Annotated in this window: 14 protein-coding genes and 1 pseudogene; 12 read left to right on the plus strand and 3 right to left on the minus strand. The window is 60.6% G+C overall.

Going from position 1 to position 18,662, the window contains the following annotated elements; genetic code table 11:
- Window positions 1-185: 185 nt before the first annotated feature.
- The 4 genes from AKV04_RS17020 to AKV04_RS17035 are packed head-to-tail and all read left to right on the plus strand — an operon-like array spanning window position 186 to window position 4,015.
- Window positions 186-1,052: an FAD binding domain-containing protein gene (locus AKV04_RS17020; RefSeq protein WP_054007617.1), complete on the plus strand. Its 867-nt coding sequence runs from the start codon at window positions 186-188 to the stop codon at window positions 1,050-1,052.
- Window positions 1,049-1,528 (plus strand): (2Fe-2S)-binding protein, encoded by a 480-nt coding sequence (locus AKV04_RS17025; protein ID WP_054007618.1) that lies wholly within the window; start codon window positions 1,049-1,051, stop codon window positions 1,526-1,528. Before AKV04_RS17020 ends, AKV04_RS17025 begins: the two co-directional genes overlap by 4 nt.
- Entirely contained in the window at window positions 1,528-3,780 is a 2,253-nt protein-coding gene (locus AKV04_RS17030) for a xanthine dehydrogenase family protein molybdopterin-binding subunit (RefSeq protein ID WP_054007619.1), read from the plus strand. Before AKV04_RS17025 ends, AKV04_RS17030 begins: the two co-directional genes overlap by 1 nt.
- Window positions 3,773-4,015 (plus strand): MoaD/ThiS family protein, encoded by a 243-nt coding sequence (locus AKV04_RS17035; RefSeq protein WP_054007620.1) that lies wholly within the window; start codon window positions 3,773-3,775, stop codon window positions 4,013-4,015. Before AKV04_RS17030 ends, AKV04_RS17035 begins: the two co-directional genes overlap by 8 nt.
- Window positions 4,016-4,165: 150 nt before the next feature.
- Here the strand turns inward: AKV04_RS17035 and AKV04_RS27905 are convergent, their stop codons facing one another.
- Complete coding sequence (locus AKV04_RS27905) at window positions 4,166-4,555, minus strand: transposase (RefSeq protein WP_407638464.1); 390 nt, start codon at window positions 4,553-4,555, stop codon at window positions 4,166-4,168.
- 28 nt (window positions 4,556-4,583) lie between these two features.
- Window positions 4,584-5,132, minus strand: a pseudogene (locus AKV04_RS27910) (IS5 family transposase); the annotation flags it as partial.
- Window positions 5,133-5,214: 82 nt separating this feature from the next.
- Here AKV04_RS27910 and AKV04_RS26695 point away from each other — a divergent pair.
- The 7 genes from AKV04_RS26695 to AKV04_RS17080 all read left to right on the plus strand — a co-directional run bounded on the left by AKV04_RS26695 (window position 5,215) and on the right by AKV04_RS17080 (window position 14,233).
- Window positions 5,215-5,604 (plus strand): hypothetical protein, encoded by a 390-nt coding sequence (locus AKV04_RS26695; protein WP_054007622.1) that lies wholly within the window; start codon window positions 5,215-5,217, stop codon window positions 5,602-5,604.
- Window positions 5,588-6,703: a transporter substrate-binding protein gene (locus AKV04_RS17055; RefSeq protein WP_054007623.1), complete on the plus strand. Its 1,116-nt coding sequence runs from the start codon at window positions 5,588-5,590 to the stop codon at window positions 6,701-6,703. Before AKV04_RS26695 ends, AKV04_RS17055 begins: the two co-directional genes overlap by 17 nt.
- 128 nt (window positions 6,704-6,831) lie before the next feature.
- Entirely contained in the window at window positions 6,832-7,416 is a 585-nt protein-coding gene (locus AKV04_RS17060; RefSeq protein ID WP_162232894.1) for an ANTAR domain-containing response regulator, read from the plus strand.
- Between the two features lie 376 nt (window positions 7,417-7,792).
- Window positions 7,793-7,996, plus strand: coding sequence for a hypothetical protein (locus AKV04_RS17065; protein WP_156317620.1), 204 nt, complete (start codon window positions 7,793-7,795; stop codon window positions 7,994-7,996).
- A 106-nt stretch (window positions 7,997-8,102) separates the two neighbouring features.
- Window positions 8,103-10,175 (plus strand): hydantoinase/oxoprolinase family protein, encoded by a 2,073-nt coding sequence (locus tag AKV04_RS17070; protein ID WP_235815681.1) that lies wholly within the window; start codon window positions 8,103-8,105, stop codon window positions 10,173-10,175.
- Window positions 10,176-10,210: 35 nt separating this feature from the next.
- On the plus strand, window positions 10,211-12,298 hold the full coding sequence (locus tag AKV04_RS17075; RefSeq protein ID WP_235815682.1) for a hydantoinase B/oxoprolinase family protein: 2,088 nt from the start codon (window positions 10,211-10,213) through the stop codon (window positions 12,296-12,298).
- Between the two features lie 300 nt (window positions 12,299-12,598).
- Window positions 12,599-14,233 carry a purine-cytosine permease family protein gene (locus AKV04_RS17080; RefSeq protein WP_054007626.1) on the plus strand — a complete coding sequence of 545 codons (1,635 nt, stop codon included), beginning with the start codon at window positions 12,599-12,601 and terminating at the stop codon, window positions 14,231-14,233.
- Between the two features lie 387 nt (window positions 14,234-14,620).
- Here the strand turns inward: AKV04_RS17080 and AKV04_RS17085 are convergent, their stop codons facing one another.
- A complete protein-coding gene (locus AKV04_RS17085; protein WP_054007627.1) occupies window positions 14,621-15,082 on the minus strand; it encodes an Lrp/AsnC family transcriptional regulator in 462 nt (153 codons plus the stop codon).
- A gap of 105 nt (window positions 15,083-15,187) precedes the next feature.
- Between AKV04_RS17085 and putA the strand changes: the two genes are divergently transcribed.
- Complete coding sequence (putA, locus tag AKV04_RS17090; protein WP_054007628.1) at window positions 15,188-18,616, plus strand: bifunctional proline dehydrogenase/L-glutamate gamma-semialdehyde dehydrogenase PutA; 3,429 nt, start codon at window positions 15,188-15,190, stop codon at window positions 18,614-18,616.
- Window positions 18,617-18,662: the final 46 nt, after the last annotated feature.

Genomic DNA, 18,662 nt, shown 5'->3' on the forward strand with positions numbered 1-18,662 from the left:
GACAGGCAGCGAGAATGAACCGAACCTGATCCGCCACCTAAAAAAAGCGACGTTGCGGTTGAACATAGGGGTTCGGACTGTTGCCGATGCGGCCGACTTCCCGCAGGATAGCCATCATACTCGGGCAGTGCTCAGCGGTGCTTTGACTCTGACTGGACGATGACCATCACCTTAGGGGGGGCAGGATGCGATTTCACACGCCAAAGACTTTTGAACAGGCGGCAACGATTGCGGCGGGAGCGTCGGGGCTGACACGGTTTCTTGCGGGCGGAACGGATGTTCTGGTGCAGTTGCGCGCAGCGATTGTGACGCCGGATGATCTGATTGATCTCAAACACATTCCCGGCGTTAAGGACATCAGCCGCACCGCCGAAGGTGGTTGGCGGATTGGCATTGCGGTGTCGGGGGCGGAACTCGGGCGGCACACTGGGGTTTGCGCTGATTGGCCGGGTGTTGTCGAAGGCATGCAGCTGGTTGGGTCGACGCAAGTGCAGGGCCGCGCCACGCTGGTGGGCAATCTGTGCAACGGCTCGCCCGCCGCCGACAGCGTGCCGGGGATGATGGCTGCAGGCGCTATGGTGTCGGTGATCGGGCCGCAGGGCAGCCGCGCGGTGGCGGTTGAGGATATTCCCGCAGGCCCCAGCCGCACCACCTTGCTGCCGGGTGAGGTGATCACTGCGATCGTCTTGCCGCCGCGTGGGGCGCATGGCGGCGACGCCTATCTGCGGTTCATCCCGCGCACCGAGATGGACATTGCTGTGGTCGGCGTGGCCGTGAACCTGCGCCGCGATGGCGCGCGGATCACCGAGGCGCGGATTGCGCTGGGGGCGGTGGGGCCGAAGGTCATGCTGGCACCCGCCGCAGCGCAGGCGATCATGGGCACCACGCTGGACGAGGCGGCGCTGGCCGCACTGTCAGCCGCCGCGATTGCCGCCAGCACGCCGATTTCCGACAAACGCGGCACCGCCACGTTCCGCAAAGATATCGTGGGTGTCTTGGTGCAACGCGCCGCGCGCATCGCCTACGCCCGCGCAGAAGGAGCCTCAGCATGAGCAAAATCCACGTCTCCACCACGGTGAACGGCGATGCGGTCGAGTTTCTGGCCGATCCGCGCGACACACTGCTCGATTGCCTGCGCGATCAGTTGGGCCTGACCGGCACGAAAGAGGGTTGCGGGACGGGTGATTGCGGTGCCTGTTCGGTGCAACTGGACGGGGTTTTGGTGTGTTCCTGCCTTGTGCTGGGAGCGGAAGCCGAAGGTAAAACGGTGGCCACGGTCGAGGGTCTGTCCACCGGCCCCGATCTGCACCCGCTGCAACGCAAGTTCATCGAGCATGCAGCGCTGCAATGCGGCTTTTGCACGCCGGGGATTCTGGTCGCTGCCAACGCGCTGCTCGCGCAGAACCCCGATCCGACAGAAACCGAAGTGCGCTACTGGTTGGCGGGCAATCTCTGCCGCTGCACCGGCTATGACAAAATCATCCGCGCCGTGATGGACGCGGGCGCTGAAATGCGGGGGGTAAACTGATGCCGAAGGATGATTTGAAAACCGCCTACCGTCTGGTCGGCACCCGCCCGAACCGCCCCGATGGCTTGGACAAAGTCACGGGCCGCGCGCGCTACGGCGCGGATATTTCTGCGCCGGGGATGCTGCACGCCGCCGTGGTGCGCTCGCCCCATGCCCATGCGCGGATTGTTCGGATTGATGCCTCCAAGGCTTTGGCGCTGGACGGCGTCAAGGCGGTGATCACGCGGGCGGATTTTCCAACTGGCCTGACGGGCGACGATTGGAACCTGCAAGAAAACACCCTTGCCGGTGATGTGGCGCTTTATGACGGCCATGCGGTGGCGGCGGTGGCGGCGACCTCGAAACTGCTGGCGCAGGATGCGGCCCGCTTGGTTGAGGTCGAATATGAAGTGCTGCCGCATGTCATCGACGTCGATGCGGCGATGCAGCCCGATGCGCCTATCATCCGGGCGGGCACCGCTGACCATTCGGTGCCGGAAGGCATGCACCCGAATGTGGTGAAATATATCGAGTTCGGCCATGGCGATATGGACGCTGGCTTTGCCGCCGCCGATCTGGTGCGCGCGCAAAGCTACAAGACCGAAGCCACGCATCAGGGCTATATCGAGCCGCACGCTTGCCTTGGCCAGATGGGCGAGGATGGCAAAGGCGAGATGTGGGTTTGCACCCAAGGCCAGTGGTATATCCGCCGGATGTGCTCGGCTGTGCTGGGCACCGAGGCGTCGCAACTGCGCGTGACACCTTCGGAAATCGGCGGCGGGTTTGGTGGCAAGACCACGATCTTCATGGAGCCGCTGGCGCTGGCTTTGTCGCGCAAGGCAGGCGGCCGCCCGGTGAAACTGGTGATGAGCCGCGCCGAAGTGCTGCGCGCCACCGGGCCTACCGCTTCGGCCTCGATGGATGTGAAGATGGGGATGAAGGCCGATGGCACCATCACCGCCGCTTCGGTCAATTTCCGCATGCAGGGCGGGGCCTTCATCGGATCGTCGCCTGTCGGTGAGGCTTTGTCTTGCGCCTTGGCCTGCTACACCGTTCCGGCGGTGTTTCACCAAGGCTATGAGGTTCTGGCCAACCGCCCCAAGGCAGCTGCCTACCGCGCGCCCGGATCGCCGATGGCGGCGTTTGCGGTGGAAAGCCTGCTCGACGAGATGTGCGTTGAATTGGGGCTTGATGCGCTGGTCGTGCGTTTGAAAAACGCCGCGCGCGAAGGGGCGAAGGCCAGCTATGGACCAACTTACAATCGCATCGGACTGGTTGAGTCGCTTGAGGCGGCGATGGCCCATGCCAACCTGAAGGTGCCGCTTGGCCCCAATCAGGGGCGCGGCTCGGCGGCGGGGTTCTGGTTCAACCATGGCGGCGAGACCTCGGTTTCGTTGGCGATTGGCGAGGATGGCACGGTGACGGTCTCGGTCGGCACGCCGGATGTGGGCGGCAGTCGGGCCTCGTTGGGGATGATGACGGCAGAGACGCTGGGCATCGCCTACGAGTCCGTGCGGGTCAACATCGTGGAAACCGGCGCTTTGGGCGTGAACGAGCCCACGCATGGCAGCCGTGCCACCTTTGCCAGCGGTTTGGCAGCGGTTGAGGCCGCCAAGCAGGCCATTGCCCAGATGTGCGCCCGCGCCGCCGCCGAATGGGGGATTGATGCGGAAGCTGTTGAATGGCTGGACGGGGCAGCCGTTCCCGCAGGGCCGAACGCCGGGAAGTTCCCGCCGATGAGCATCGCCGAAATCGGTGCCAAGATGGGCAGCACCGGGGGGCCGATCTCGGGCCACCACGAAGTGACGGCGGGCGGGGTCGGGGCCAGCTTTGGCGCGCATGTGGTCGATGTCGAGGTTGATCCCGAAACCGGGCGCACCACGGTGTTGCGCTATCTGGTGGTGCAGGATGCGGGCCGCGCGATCCATCCGGCCTATGTCGAAGGCCAGTATCAGGGCGGTGCGGTGCAAGGCATCGGCTGGGCGTTGAACGAGGAATATGTCTATGGCGCGGATGGGCGGCTGCAAAACACCGTGTTCCTAGATTACCGCATCCCGGTCGCCTCTGACCTGCCAATGATCGACACGGTGATCGTCGAGGTGCCAAACCCCGGCCACCCCTACGGCGTGCGCGGTGTTGGCGAAACCGGCATCACCCCGCCTTTGCCCGCGCTGGCCAATGCGATAGCCGCAGCCACCGGCGCTCGGTTGCGCAGTTTGCCGATGTCGCCGCCCAAGGTTTTGGCCGCCATCAAGGCCAAAGCGCATGGTTGAGATCAACCTCTGGTCCGGCCTGCGCAGGTTTGCGGGGGATCAGGTGGTGATTTCGGTCAAGGGTGACACTGTCCGCGAGATTTTGGATGCGCTGGTCACGGCGCATCCAGCCCTGACGCCGGTCATCAAGGCGGGGGTTTCGGTTTCTGTGAATGGTCAAATCGTCACCAACATGTCCGCCGCTATTGATCCCTTGGACGAGGTCTATCTGATTCAACGCATTAAGGGCGGCTAAACAATATCTAGGGCTGTGATTAATCTGCGCCCGAAAAAGCAGCCATCTTCTGTGATGCCGTTTCTGTGATGCCGTTCGCGCGGATTGCTTGGGCGAGGTTCTGTTGCACAAATCGGCTGACGGTCGGACTGCCGCTATCGCTTGACCGACCTATCCTGCGACCTTCGTAACCGGGATGCCGAGCGCGGTGCAGCTGTTGAGCACAGCAACACGAACCTGGAACTCCGCGACCTGGCGGTCGAAGTCCCGCGCCATGAGGCGCTGACCTAGCCGTTTTACACAGGGCATTTTCGTCTCTGCACGGCTCCGGCGGTGTAGCCGCTCCATCGTCGCCAGAGTGCCCGTCCGAGATGTTTCGATGCCCGAACGGCTTCGTTGCGCGCGGCTGCCCCGGTGCTTGGCCTTCCACGGCTTGGCGTTCTTGCGAGGTGGAATGACGGCGGCAGCACCGCGTTCGGCAATCGCATCGTGGCACTTGCGCGTGTCGTAAACTCCGTCCGTTGCCCTCTCACGGTTTGCTTGCAAACCGTGAGAGGGCAACGGACGCTGGCAATCTCCTGATCGGGAGATATCTGGCTGAGCAGTTCGGGCAGCATAGGAGCATCGCCCACATCGCTGATGGCGGCTTCAACAGCCCGAACTTCCAGTGTTTCCTCGTCGATCCCAAGGTGGACCTTGCGCCAGGCACGGCGCTTTGGACCGCCATGCTTGCGCGCGCTCCACTCACCTTCGCCCTCGACCTTGATGCCGGTGCTGTCGATCAGCAGGTGCAGCGGACCCTGCGCCCTCCGTGCGGGATCTTCACGGCAAGGGGCTTCTGGCGACGGCTGAGCGTGCTGAAGTCCGGCACGTCCCAATTCAGGCCGATCAGGCAAAGCAGGCTCTCGACGAAGCCGGCCGTCTGTCGCAACGCCATGCCGAAAAGGACCTTCATCGTCAGGCAGGTCCGGACGGCAGCGTCGCTGTAGACGGGCTGTCGCCCACGCGTGCCGGTCGGCTTCGCAGCCCATACCATGTCAGGATCGAACCAGACCGTCAGTGATCCCTGGCGCTTGAGCGCCTTGTTATAGGCGGGCCAGTTCAGGGTTTTGTAGGTCGGTATGTTCGGTCTGCTCATGACATCCAGCTATCACGCTGGTTTCACAAGATGAATCCCTCATGGGATTTGTGCAACAGAGCCGTGGAGATCCGAGGGAAATATGGGCGATCCAAAAGCCGTGGGCGCACAGATCCGCATGAAGCTGCCCAGCCTGACGCCGCTGGAAGGCAAGGTCGCCAGCGATATTCTGGCGCAAGGATATAGATGCAGCAACACGCTTGCGGGAGCCTGCATCCTCAGTGCCAAGATCACCGGCCAGTCCTTCGCCCGCGACCCGAACATGTTGACCCGTCCCCCAGACTCGCCTAGCGTTGCGGTAGGTTGGCCGAAGGGGCCGAATTGTTGGCATTGTGCCGTTCATGATCGTCCGCTTGGTTTCCTAGGAAGGTTTGCGCAAGATGAAAAGCGACCAACCGATTTATATAGGGATACTCTTTTCCAAAACAGGGCGAACTTCCGTAACCGAACGGAGCATGCTGGCAGCGACTGAATTTGCCATCGGAGAAATTAACGAAGCCGGGGGCATTAATGGGCGTGAACTGGTTCCGCTTTACGGCGATCCAATGGGCGAGCCGGCAAGCTATCAGAAATTGGCTGCGAACCTTTTGACTGAAAGCAAGGTCAAAGTTATATTGGGCGGCTATACGTCGAGTCAGCGCAAGGCTGTTCTGAGCGTCCTTGACCGAGAGCCTGGGCTTCTGTGCTACCCCGCGCAATACGAGGGGTTTGAGTATTCGGAAAACATCATATACTTTGGCGCTGTTCCAAATCAAAACAGCTTGTTTTTAGGTAGTTATCTTCTTCAGAACTATTCACCTCGCCTGTATGTTGTTGGATCGGACTATGTTTGGCCCCGTGAATCTGGAAGGATCATGGGCGATCTGATCAGGTCAGGCGGTGGCGAGATATTGGGACAATACTATATTGAGGACGGCGCACCCGCAAAAGATTTTGACGTCATGATGAAGCATATCAAGAAATGCAGCCCGGATATCATTTTCAACAATTTTGTCGGCCAATCAAATCTGCAGTTCTATAATGCTTACATTGAGAACGGTCTTGACGCAGATCGGATGCTGGTCGCAAGCCTGACGACCAGTGAGGCAGACATCCAGGAAATCGGTGCCTCGGCCACCGCGGGTCATATTACCGCTGCGACGTATTTCGCATCGCAATCCAATCTGACCAACATATCCTGTCTTGATCGTTACAGGGCGGTGCGGGGCGAAGATCCACATGCGAATATGTGTTGGGATGCGGCCTACACACAGGCGCATGTGGTTGCTCAGGCGATGAGCAACAACGGCGCCGACAGCATCGGTTCGATCCGGTCGGGCATTCTAGGTGCGTCGTTTAATGCGCCTCAGGGGATGATCAAGATCGACGAATTGAACTCGCACTGCCATGTCTGGCCAAAAATCGGGATCGCTCGCAGCGACGGTCAATTCGAGATCGTCGCCCAAACCAGCCATGCCATCTCGCCGGACCCGTATCGGACGACCTATTCACTTGCCCCCGACGAGGGCGAGGCCCCGCTGGACACCGCTCTGTCTGTGCGATTGCCAGGTGCACAAGGCCTCCAAGACTGAACGTGCGTGACCATTAATGGTATTGAATGTGCGTACTTCGGGCAAGAGGATCTGAAATGCGGCCTGGACGAAACGAGCCCTTCGCCAGCGAGAAGGAACAGCCTTTTTTGATCAAGGATCTACGGTCCTTGAAGTTCTTGCTTGTCCAGCCGCAGGACAGCGAGGGGCTGGCGCTACGCTCGCATCTGGAGAGGATCGGGTGTCAGGTCCAAGAATTTTGGCCACCACCACTGTCCTATGCCGAGGATATCGACATCATTTTCGTCATGGTTGACCGGGTGATCGAAAGCAAGCTGACTTTCCATTGGCAGGCTGACGCCCAATCTGCCGTGCTGATCGCAGTCATAGATTACGAAAATCCGCTGTCGATCGACCGTCTGCTGAACATGCGCGTGAATGCGGTGATCGGCCTTCCGATCCGCCCCTTCGGAATTCTCACCAACCTGCTTACAGCAGTCAACAATCACCGCCGAGAACAGCGGCTGCGGCTGAATATTGACCGGCTGCAGGCCAAGCTTGAGTCCAGTCGCATCGTTGAACGCGCCAAACTGGCGATCATGTTGGCCGATAGCTATTCTGGGCAGGAAGCGTATCGCGTGCTTCGGCAGCTGGCGATGAAGCGGCGAACCACCGTCGATGTCGTTTCCGGCGAGATTCTGTCCGGGCTTCACTGGCGCGACGACGAAAACACCCTCATGCGGGAAGACGAGTAGGCTGCGGAAAAAGCCCGGCCCGTCCGCGACAGCACCCAACCAACCGGAGATTTCCTCCAAACCTCGCCAACACTACCTGCCGTGGCGACGAGAGTTGCGCAGGATTGGACGGATTTTCACACGGGGCCGGCCAGGAAAATTCAGCAAGCTATTCGAGAAATAGGCTGCGCGTGCTGCAACCGCTGCCTGTCTTGTCCGGGCGGTCGACCTGTAAAATTGCAACGGGGTTCGGGGGTATGTCGGCCGCGGTCGGCGCATGCGCTGAGAAACGGCAGGACCGTTGCCCTATCACAGGTTCGAGGTGATTCGCCTCCACCCCTCGTCCGGCAAAATCGACGACACCAAGTTAACCTAGCGGCAAGCTGCGAAGTGGCAGTTGTCCGCGCAGACGATGCGTTTCTGCATCGCAGCACGGCAGGCCTGGCGCCATTTCATTGTTTTTCTTGCAATATTTAAAATAAAACTCGCAGTTGCGGCATTTAAAAAATCATTTGGAGATTTGGACAGTCATCGCGTAATGTCGAAATACGCATTCAACAACGAATGCGATTTATCGCTGGATGCCATGCGCATCAAGTGATGCCCTTCCCCCCCTATCAAAATGAAATGTCGGTGCAACCGTTCGCAAAGCGTATTTCGCTCTTTGTGGTTCGCTTTGCGCAACGCAAGTGGAAAGGAATAACCCCATGAGTATGGACGGAGCAGACGTAGGCTCGACGCCAAAGCGGGCGCGCACACGGTTGGCAATTGACGTTGGCGGAACGTTTACCGATGTATTCGTTCTGGATTCGAACGGAAACCAGACCGTTGCGAAAGTTCCCAGCACGGCGAATCCGATTGATGCGATCATGAATGGCGCGGAAGCGGCTGACATTGATTGGCATGATGTCGATCTGTTCACGCATGGAACGACAGTTGCGACCAACGCGCTGATCACGCGCAATTTCAAGCCTGTGGCGATGGTGACCACCGAAGGCTTCCGCGATATTCTGGAAATCGGGCGCGGCACCCGCGAAGATCCTTGGGATGCCTATAAGGAGGGGACACCGCCCTACGTGCGGCGGCGCGACCGCTTTACCGTCCGCGAGCGCCTCAATTACCGTGGCGAGGTCATTGAGGCGCTGGATGAAGAACAGGCGCGTGAAGTGGCGCGCATCCTGCACAAGCGCAAAGTGCATGCCGTGGCCGTGTGCTTCATCAACGCCTATGTCAGTGGCGTGCATGAGCAGCGGATGGCGGAAATCCTTGCTGAAGTGTTGGGGCCGGATGTCGCCATTTCCACCTCGCATGAAACCCATCCCGAAATATTTGAGGATGATCGTTTCTCGACCACTGTCGCAAATACAATCCTTGCGCCGATTATCCGTCCCTATGCACGCGATCTCGACCGCAGAACATCCGAAGCCGGATACGAGGCCGATGTACTGCTGCTACATTCCGGCGGCGGTGTGATGACGCCCGCAACGGCCGAGAAATATGCCGCACGCCTTGCCGCCTCCGGCATCGCAGCAGGCGCGATTGCCAGCAAATACTTCGCCGAATTGTGTGGTTATCAGAACTCGATTGGTCTGGATATGGGCGGAACTTCGGCGGATATTTCGCTTGCCGAAAATGGCCATCTGCGCATGACCAATAAATGGGAGGTGGATTGGGGCCATCCGATTTGTTTCCCGTCCATCGAGGTTTTGACCATCGGCGCGGGAGGTGGCTCGATCTCTTGGCTCGACAAGGCAGGCTCGCTGCGGAACGGCCCGCAATCGGCCGGATCAACGCCGGGACCGGCGTGCTACAAGGCAGGCGGGACAGAGCCGACCAATACCGATGCGAACATCATTCTGGGACGTATCGGAACCTCCCTCGCCGGCGGAAAGAAGTCTCTGAACCGAGACGCGGCGCTTGAGGCGATGGGAAAGATCGCCAAACCGCTTAATCTTGATCTGGTCGAAGCATCGCTTGCCACGCTGCGCGTCGCAAATGCCAACATGGCCGACGCGGTTCGCCTGATCTCGATTGCCCGGGGGCACGACCCACGCGACTTCGCGCTGGTGGCGTTCGGCGGAGCTGGTCCGCTCCACGGCGTCGACATTGCGCGCGAACTCAACATCCCTGTCGTCATCGTTCCGCCGAATCCCGGTGTGACCTCGGCGGTTGGCTGCATGCTGGTCGATGTTCAGCACGACGTGACCCAGATGTTCTTCAAGGATGCTGCCTTGGCTGATCCGGCCGATATCGAGACCGCCTTCAGGAAGCTTGAGCTTGAGGGGCGCGACCGACTGGAACGCGATGGCGTGGCCGCAAAGGACATGACGTTCCAGCGCTTCGTCGACATGCGGTATCGTGGTCAGTGGCGCTCGCTGGCGGTCCCGGTTCCGGGGCAGGTCAAGTCGATGGATGAGGCGCTGGCCATCTTCCACAACGAATACGAGAAGGCCCATAACTTCCGCCGCGAGGATTTTCCGGTGGAAATCTACCGGCTGACGGTGCGCGCGATCGGTATCACGCCCAAGCCATCCTTCCCGAAAGTCGTGATCGACAAGAACGCCAAGGCGGTTCCCAAGGGCACCCGTGAGGCGTGGTTCCATGGCCATGCCAAGGCTATGACCACCAATCTTTATGACCGCGAAAACCTGCCGGCTGGTGTCACGATCAACGGTCCGGCGGTCATCGACCAGCTCGACTCGACCACCGTCATCCCGCCCGGAGACGTGGCCTATATCGACGAGTGGCTGAACATCCAGATCAAGCTTGGCGCAGCATGAGCGGCGCTTCACCAGAAACAAAGAGGAGGACCGGCATGACCGGCAAGACCAAAATCATCGAACTGTCCGACAAAGGCATTCAGTTTCCCCCGCCCCACTCCGAACGCATGACGGTGTTCAAGTCCGAGCTTGACCCGATCACGTTCGAGGTGTTGCGCAACGCCTTCGTCAACATCGTCGATCAGATGGCCGAGCAGTTGCTCAGAACCTGTTATTCCTTCGTGATCTATTGCCGCGACTTCTCGTCCGGCCTCAGCGATCCGCAGGGCAACCTCGTGATGCAAGGAACTGGCGACATTGCGGCGCATGTCGGCACACTTCACTACACCTGCAAGGCGGTGATCGAGGATTTCGGTGACGATGTCCATCCGGGCGATGTCTTTATCATCAACGATCCGTTCCGCGGTGGCAGCCACTTCAACGATACGCGCATCCTGCGCCCGATGTTCTACAAGGGCGAGATGATCGGATGGTCTCAGGCAAATGGCCATTGGGCTGATATGGGCGGCGCGACCCCGGGGTCGTTCAACATCACCGCGCTGGATCATATGGGCGAGGGCTTGCGCATCACCCCGATGCGGGTCTGGAGCAAAGGTGTCTGGCTTGGGGATGTGGCCCGGATGATCGCCTCGAACACCCGCAATCCGAGCGATGTCATCGGCGATATGCAGGCGCAGGCCGAGGCGACCGCTGTCGCCGAACGCGAGATCCAGCGGCTCTGCGATAAATATGGCGTCGAGACCATCAAGACCGCCTTCAGGGAGGTGCAGGACTGGGTCGAGGTTCTGATGCGCAATCGCCTCGCCGAACTGCCGGACGGCACCTGGTATGCTGAGGACTACATCGACCAGGATCCGAAGCTGGAAGAGGGCCTGATCCCGATCAAGATCAAGTTCACTATCGACGGCAATCACGCCCATTACGATCTTTCGGGATCGCATCCCCAGATCTCGACCTTTCTCAATGCGGCCTACGGCGGGTCTTTCGCGGGCATCGTTGCGGGAACCAAGTATCAATTCCCGGATCTGCCGCTGAACTCGGGTCTGTATCGGGCGGTGACGGTCAACGTCGGGGAACCCGGCACGGTGGTCAATGCCGAATGGCCGAGCCCTTGCGCCGGCTTCTGTTCGGGACCGTTCGAAAAGCTGATGAACTCGGTCTTTGGCCTCTGGGCAGAGATCTTGCCGGAAAGAACCATGGGCTGCGCCTTCAACCTAGAGTATCTGCTGGTCGGTGGGCGCGACACCCGGTTTGAGGGCCGTCCCTACTTCATGTGGTACGACTGGATGGCCGGCGGCTGGGGTGGACGCAACGGGCGCGACGGCTTCAACGCCACCGCTCCGGTCTTCGGTGCCCAGTATGGCGTCCAACCGCTTGAGGGACAGGAACGACTGGCACCGGTGCTGACCAAATGCCACGATTTCGTGCAGGACTCCGCCGGTCCCGGCGAGTCGCGTGGCGGACTTGGTGCCGAGAAGGGCGGCTCGGTTTTCGAGGGCGAGCGCATTGTGGTGTCTTATTGCTGCGACCGCGAGCGTTCCGTCACTTGGGGCATGTGGGGTGGCCTGCCGTCGATCCCGCATGGCGTCTGGCTGAACAAGGGAACCGAGAAAGAGCGTTATCTTGGCTCGATCTTCTCGAACCTGCCGATCGAGTTGGACGATGTGTTCACCCGTCCGTCCGCCGGTGGTGGCGGGGTTGGTGATCCCCTGCTGCGCGACCCAGAACTGGTTTGCGAGGATGTCACCGAAGAATATGTCAGCGTGGAGCGTGCACGCATCGACTATGGTGTTGTCATCCGTGTGGTGGACCGCGATCTCGCGCTTTACGAGGTCGATGAGGCGGCGACCATAGCAGAGCGCAAGCGTATCGCCGACGCCCGTCTGGGCTGGCTCGACGCCGACCCCGAGATCATCGCGGCCGGCTACCGCTCAGGCGAGTTCAATGTCATGGACTGCGTCCGGCAGTATGGGGTGATCCTTGACTGGGGCAACGGCCAACTGCTTGCAAACACCACGCGGCAGTTCCGCGAGATGATGCAACGACGGGCTGTCCCCTATTGGGGCAGGACGCTTGCCGTGCTCAGCCAGGAAGCCACGGAAAGGGTGCGGGTCGCCGCCTGACGGCAGTATCTCCGAAATTTCGGGGCGGCGAGGCAACCCGCCGCCCCCTTGTCTGGTCCACTTAGCAAAATCCACTGAATTCAAACGGATGCCGGACTGCGGACACTGCCCACCGCCAGCTTTGATGCCTTTCCAAATCAGCCTTTCAATATGATGCGACAAGCTCAAAACTGTTTCAGGCGGGTCACTACCAACAGCTTTCCATGAGGCTATGCGATCAAGCGAACCGCGGCCTTCCATGTCGCCTGTATGTTCCGATTTTCGATTTTGAAGGAAGTTCAACGATAGGAGTTGGAAGTCATGACCACTGCCAGAACCATTCCGCGCCCCGAAATCATCTACCATGACGAGCCTGAAGTCCTGCGCCAGGCTGCCGCCGAGGACTTCTCCCTGCACATTGTTCCGCCCAGTTGGCGAAGCTCGCGCTTCTCACTTTCGATGGCCTGGTTTGGCCTGATGAGCGCGATGTTCTGGGTCGTCGTCGGCAGCACCGTCGCCTTAACCGTCGGCACGATTAATACGCTGATCGGCATCGCGCTTTCGTCCGTCGTCTACGGCATCCTGTGCAGTATCGCCGCGCGTTTCGCCGCACGCAGCGGCACCAGCGTCGCGCTGTTTTCCCGTGCGGTCTTCGGACAGGTCGGGGCAACCTTTGCGGCGCTGCTGTTCGGGGTGACGATCACCTATTACGCCATTGCCGAAGGATCGATCGTCGCCATCGCCCTTCAGGACTACTTCGGCGGGCCAATGAGTCTCTGGTATTTCATCGTCTGTCTCTATAGCGCGCCTCTGGTGATGCGAGGTGTGCGGACTTGGCTGGACCGGATCAACGGTATCCTGCTGCCGCTTTATGTCTTCGGCCTGCTGGCCTGTGTCATCTGGGCCATCGCCAAGCATGGCTACTCGGCGGACTGGCTGACCCAGCTTCCGGCAGCAGGCGTTGATCTTGGCGTGCCGGGTTGGTGGTTCGCCTTCACGGTCTACATGGGTGTCTGGGTCGTCGTGATGATGACTTGGGACGTCGCCCGGTTTGGCCGCAGCAAGGATGCCTCTTTCAACGGCAATTTCACCTTTGGCATTCCCTTCTACGTGGTGACACTGCTGATCAACGCTGCCGTCGGCATGTTCATCACTTATACCATCCCGATCGAGGGGCAATTGTCGGAGACTTCGGCGATCATCGGCATTGTGGCGCTGATGGGGCCGTTCGGTGTGCTGCTGGTTTGGGTCAGCCAAACCCGGATCAACACCATCAATTTCTATCTGTCTTCCACGAACATGCAGAACTTCTTTGCGCGCGCCTTCAAGATATCATGGCCGCGCACAGTCTGGGTGATCATCATGACCGTCGTGATTTTCCTGGTCATGCTGACAAATGTCTTCGGTTATTTGCTGCTGACGCTGCAATTCCAGGGCGTCATCATCGTGGCTTGGGTCGGTGTCGCGATGACCCATATCGCTTGGTGCTACCTGCGCGGCATCAAGGCCGAAGCGCTTGAGTTCCGGCCAGGCAGGGTTCCGCTGATCAATCCAGGCGGTTTGGGTGCCTGGGTCATCGCCTCGGCTGTTGGCTGCTTGATGATGGTCTTTGGGGGCAGCTTCGGCGGTATCTGGGCACCTCCGATCACGCTCGCCATCGCCGTGGCCATCTATGCGGCCTCGCTGATGGTTGCGCGACGTAGTTGGTTTGTCGAGGATCGCCCGCACGATCCCCGCAACGAAGTCGACGATCCTTGGTCGGCTCGCATCCGCTGCCACCATTGCAGCCAAGCGTATATCGCCCATGAAATGGATCGCGATCCGTCCTCACATCATGAGCCGATCTGCCTTGCCTGTGCATCTGACCGCAGCGAATTCTTGGTTGCCGCCCGTGCGGAGGCCCGCGCCTACAGCGGAGCCGTCAAACTGAATGATCTTGCGGTGCAATCGCAGTAAAGCGCGCGCGCGAGCTTTGGGCCGCACGTTTGTTCGTGCGGTCCATTTTTATACTATGATCAGAGACTTGTGGGCCACGCAGAACGGAGAGCCGGGTTGCCTGAGCGCATCGCCTGCCTCGCCTCAGTCCGAGAGTGCTGCTTGAAAGCTTTGGACAAAGCAGCAGTCACCCGGTTTGCAGTTGCAGGAGTTTCTGACAGGCCAGAGTGAAAGCGGGCAATAAGTGCATCACCACTGACAGAGTTTTGCAATTAAAATTAGGAAGTTAGAAGCTTGACGAAACAACGAGAACCTCGGTGAAACACACGAAGGGGAGACTTAAAATCTCTAGATCGAACGGTCGTGCCGGTTCAACTCCGGTTGCGGGCACCATCGCAGGAAATGTGTTCAGAACAGTTCCTTGACCGCTTCCATCGCCACATAGGTCGAGGTGGACGCAACATGCGGCAGCGCCGAGATGCGTTCGGCCAGCACGCGGCGGTAATCTTGGATATCAGTGGTGCGGACTTTCAACAGATAATCGAAGCGGCTGGCGATCATATGGGCTTGCTCAACTTCTGGCACCGCCAGCACCGCCTTGTTGAATGCTTGCAAAGCGGCTTCTCGCGTATCGGAAAGCCGCACTTCGACAAAGGCCACATGGGCCTGGCGCATGCGGATCGGGTCGAGATTGGCGCGGTAGCCGGTGATCACGCCGCCGTCTTCCAGCCGTTTCATCCGGGCTTGGGTGGGCGATTTTGACAAGCCGATGCGGCGGCCAAGTTCGGTGGCGCTGATCCGGCCATCCATGCTGAGTTCGCGCAGGATGGCGTGGTCGAAACGGTCAAGCTCGGCCCGGTCGATTGGCATGGCGCGGTGATCCTTTTACGGCGTTTCGGCTGATAATAACTCTATAATGAGGGAAACAGCCTGTCAAACCTGCGCTATCATGGGCGAAATCTTTAGGGGGCTGCTATGAGCAATGCGTGGGCTGTGATTGAGCGTGATTCTCTGCGCGATGAGGCGACTTTGGTCGCCGAATTGATCGCCGAGGCGGGGATGGATGGCGCGCAGCGTGCTCGGGTGACGGCTTTGGGCGCGGATTTTGTGCGCCGGATCCGGGGTAGCGCCAAGCCGGGGCTGATGGAGGTTTTCCTCGCCGAATACGGGCTTTCGACCGATGAAGGCATAGCACTCATGTGTCTGGCCGAGGCTTTGCTCAGGGTGCCGGATGCCGAGACGATGGATGCACTGATCGAGGATAAGATCGCGCCATCGGATTGGGGGCGGCATTTGGGTAAATCGGCGTCGTCGCTGGTCAATGCCTCAACCTGGGCTTTGATGCTGACGGGCAAGGTGCTGGACGAGCGCGAGCCCGGCGTGGTGGGCCATCTGAAAGCGGCGGTGAAACGGCTGGGCGAACCGGTGATCCGGGGGGCGGTGACGCGGGCGATGAAAGAGATGGGGCGCAACTTTGTGTTGGGCGAAACCATTGAAAAGGCGATGAAACGTGCCACTGTGCTGGAAGGGCAGGGCTATACCTACAGCTATGATATGCTGGGCGAGGCCGCGCGCACCGAGGCCGATGCGCGGCGCTATCATTTGTCGTATTCTGCGGCGATCACCGCGATTGCCAAGGCTGCGACCACCGGAGATATTCGCAGCAATCCGGGGATTTCGGTTAAGCTATCGGCGCTGCATCCGCGCTATGAGGTCGCCAAGCGCGCCCGCGTGATGGAAGAATTGGTGCCGCGGGTGCGGGCTTTGGCGGGCTTAGCGAAGGCGGCGGGGCTGGGCTTCAACATTGATGCCGAGGAAGCCGATCGGTTGGCTTTGTCGCTGGAGGTGATCGAGGCGGTTCTCAGCGATCCGGCGTTGCGCGGTTGGGATGGTTTTGGCGTGGTGGTGCAGGCCTACGGACGGCGTGCCGGGGCGGTGATCGACTGGCTTTATGCGTTGTCAGTCCGGTTGGACCGCAAGATCATGGTACGGCTGGTGAAGGGGGCCTATTGGGACGCGGAAGTGAAGCGGGCGCAGGTTTTGGGGCTGGCGTCGTTTCCGGTGTTCACCCGTAAACAGGCGACGGATGTGAGCTACATCGCCAATGCGCGCAAGCTGCTGGGCATGACCGACCGGATTTATCCGCAGTTTGCAACGCATAATGCGCATACAGTGGCGGCTATTTTAGAGATGGCAGACGATAAGAAGTCGTTTGAGTTCCAGCGCTTGCATGGCATGGGCGAGCGGCTGCACGATATTGTGCTGACCGACAATGCGACGCGCTGCCGGATTTATGCACCTGTCGGCGCGCATCGCGATTTGCTGGCGTATCTCGTGCGGCGGCTGTTGGAGAATGGCGCGAATTCCAGTTTTGTGAACCAGATTGTCAATGAAGAGGTCAGCCCAGAAACCGTGGCGGCTTGCCCGATTTCGGCGATGGCGGCAATGCATCGGGTGACAAGCCCGGCGATTGCGACAGGGCCGGGGCTGTTTGGCGCGCGCAAGAATGCCAAGGGCTGGGATTTGACCGACGCGGGCGATCTCGCAGCGATTGCGGCGGCGCGGGGGCCGCATGAGGCGACATTGTTTGAGGCGCGGCCGATGCTGGCGGGGCACAGTGTCGGCGGATTGCGGCAAGAGGTGCGCAATCCGGCGACGGGCGCGCTGGTTGGGCATGTGCTGGGCGCGTCAGAGGCGGATGTAGACACGGCTTTGCGGCTGGCTGAACCTTGGGCGGCGGATGCCGAAACCCGTGCAGCCGTGCTGCGGCGGGCGGCGGATTTGTATGAGGCCGAGTTTGGCGCGATCTTTGCGCTGCTGGCGTGCGAGGCCGGGAAATCCTTGGCCGATGCGGTGTCAGAATTGCGCGAAGCGGTTGATTTCCTGCGCTATTATGCCGATGGCGCAGCGGGTCTGACGGCCCCTGCACGCGGGGTGTTTGCCTGCATCAGCCCGTGGAATTTCCCGCTGGCGATCTTCTCGGGGCAGATCGGCGCGGCGCTGGCGGCGGGCAATGCCGTGCTGGCGAAACCTGCGCCACAGACGCCGCTTATCGCCGCGCTGGCGGTCGATCTGCTATGGAAAGCCGGAGTTCCGGCCAGTGCTTTGCAACTGCTGCCGGGCGATGGCGCGGTCGGTGGGCTGATCACGCGGGATTCGCGCGTCAAGGGCGTGGCCTTTACCGGATCGACAGAAACCGCGCTGAAAATCCGCCGCGTGATGGCGGAGAACCTCGATCCAACCGCGCCGTTGATCGCGGAAACCGGCGGGCTGAATGCGATGCTGGTGGACTCAACCGCGCTGCCAGAGCAGGCGGTGCGCGATATTCTCGCCTCCAGCTTCCAATCGGCGGGGCAGCGCTGTTCGGCGTTGCGCTGTCTGTATGTGCAGGAAGATGTGGCCCATGCGGTGCAGGAAATGCTGTTCGGCGCGATGGATGAGCTGGTTTTGGGCGACCCTTTGGATTTGGCGACCGACGTGGGCCCGGTGATTGACGCGCAGGCGCAGGGCGGTATTCGCGACTACATCGCTGTGGCGCGAGCGGAAGGCCGGGTGTTGCGCGAAATGACTGCCCCCACGCAAGGCACGTTTATCGCCCCCACGGTGATCAAAGTGGCGGGGATTGCCGCGATGCCGCGGGAGATCTTCGGCCCGGTGCTGCATATTGCCACGTTCAAGGCGGGCGAGGTGGATCAGGTGGTGCAAGCGGTCAATGCCACCGGCTACGGGCTGACCTTTGGGCTGCACACACGCATTGATGACCGGGTGCAGGCGGTGACCGAGGCGCTGCATGTCGGCAACCTTTATGTCAACCGCAACCAGATTGGCGCAGTGGTGGGCAGTCAACCCTTTGGCGGCGAAGGGCTTTCTGGCACCGGGCCGAAAGCGGGCGGGCCAGAGTATTTGCACCGCTTCACGGTGACGGCTGTGGTGTCGAGCGGGGTTAGCCCGGATTTACCCGAGGCTGAGGTGGCCAAGGCGCTGAAAAACCTGCCCGCGCCGCAGGACGCTGCCCATGCGCGGGTGTTGCCGGGGCCGACCGGCGAGTCGAACCGTCTGACCGCCAGCCCGCGCGCGCCGCTGCTCTGCCTTGGGCCGGGGCCGCAGGCGGCTGAAGCGCAGGCGCAGGCCGTACGCGCTTTGGGAGGGCAAGCGGTGCTGGCGGATGGGCTTGCTCCGCTGGCGCTGACCCGGCTGGAGGGGTTTTCCGGGGCTGTGTGGTGGGGCGATGCCGAACAGGGGCGCGCAAGGGCGCAGGCCTTGGCCGCGCGCAAGGGGCCGATTTTGCCGCTTATCGGCGATATGCCGGATGTGGCGCATGTGATGCTGGAACGGCATGTCTGCATCGACACCACGGCCTCGGGCGGCAATGCGCAACTGCTCGCCGAGGTTTCGGGGGGGTAGAGGTATAAGCTTTGGGCGGCCTTGGCAGGGTTTTGCGACAATGCTA

This window comes from Cypionkella psychrotolerans (assembly GCF_001294535.1).
GTDB lineage: Bacteria > Pseudomonadota > Alphaproteobacteria > Rhodobacterales > Rhodobacteraceae > Cypionkella > Cypionkella psychrotolerans.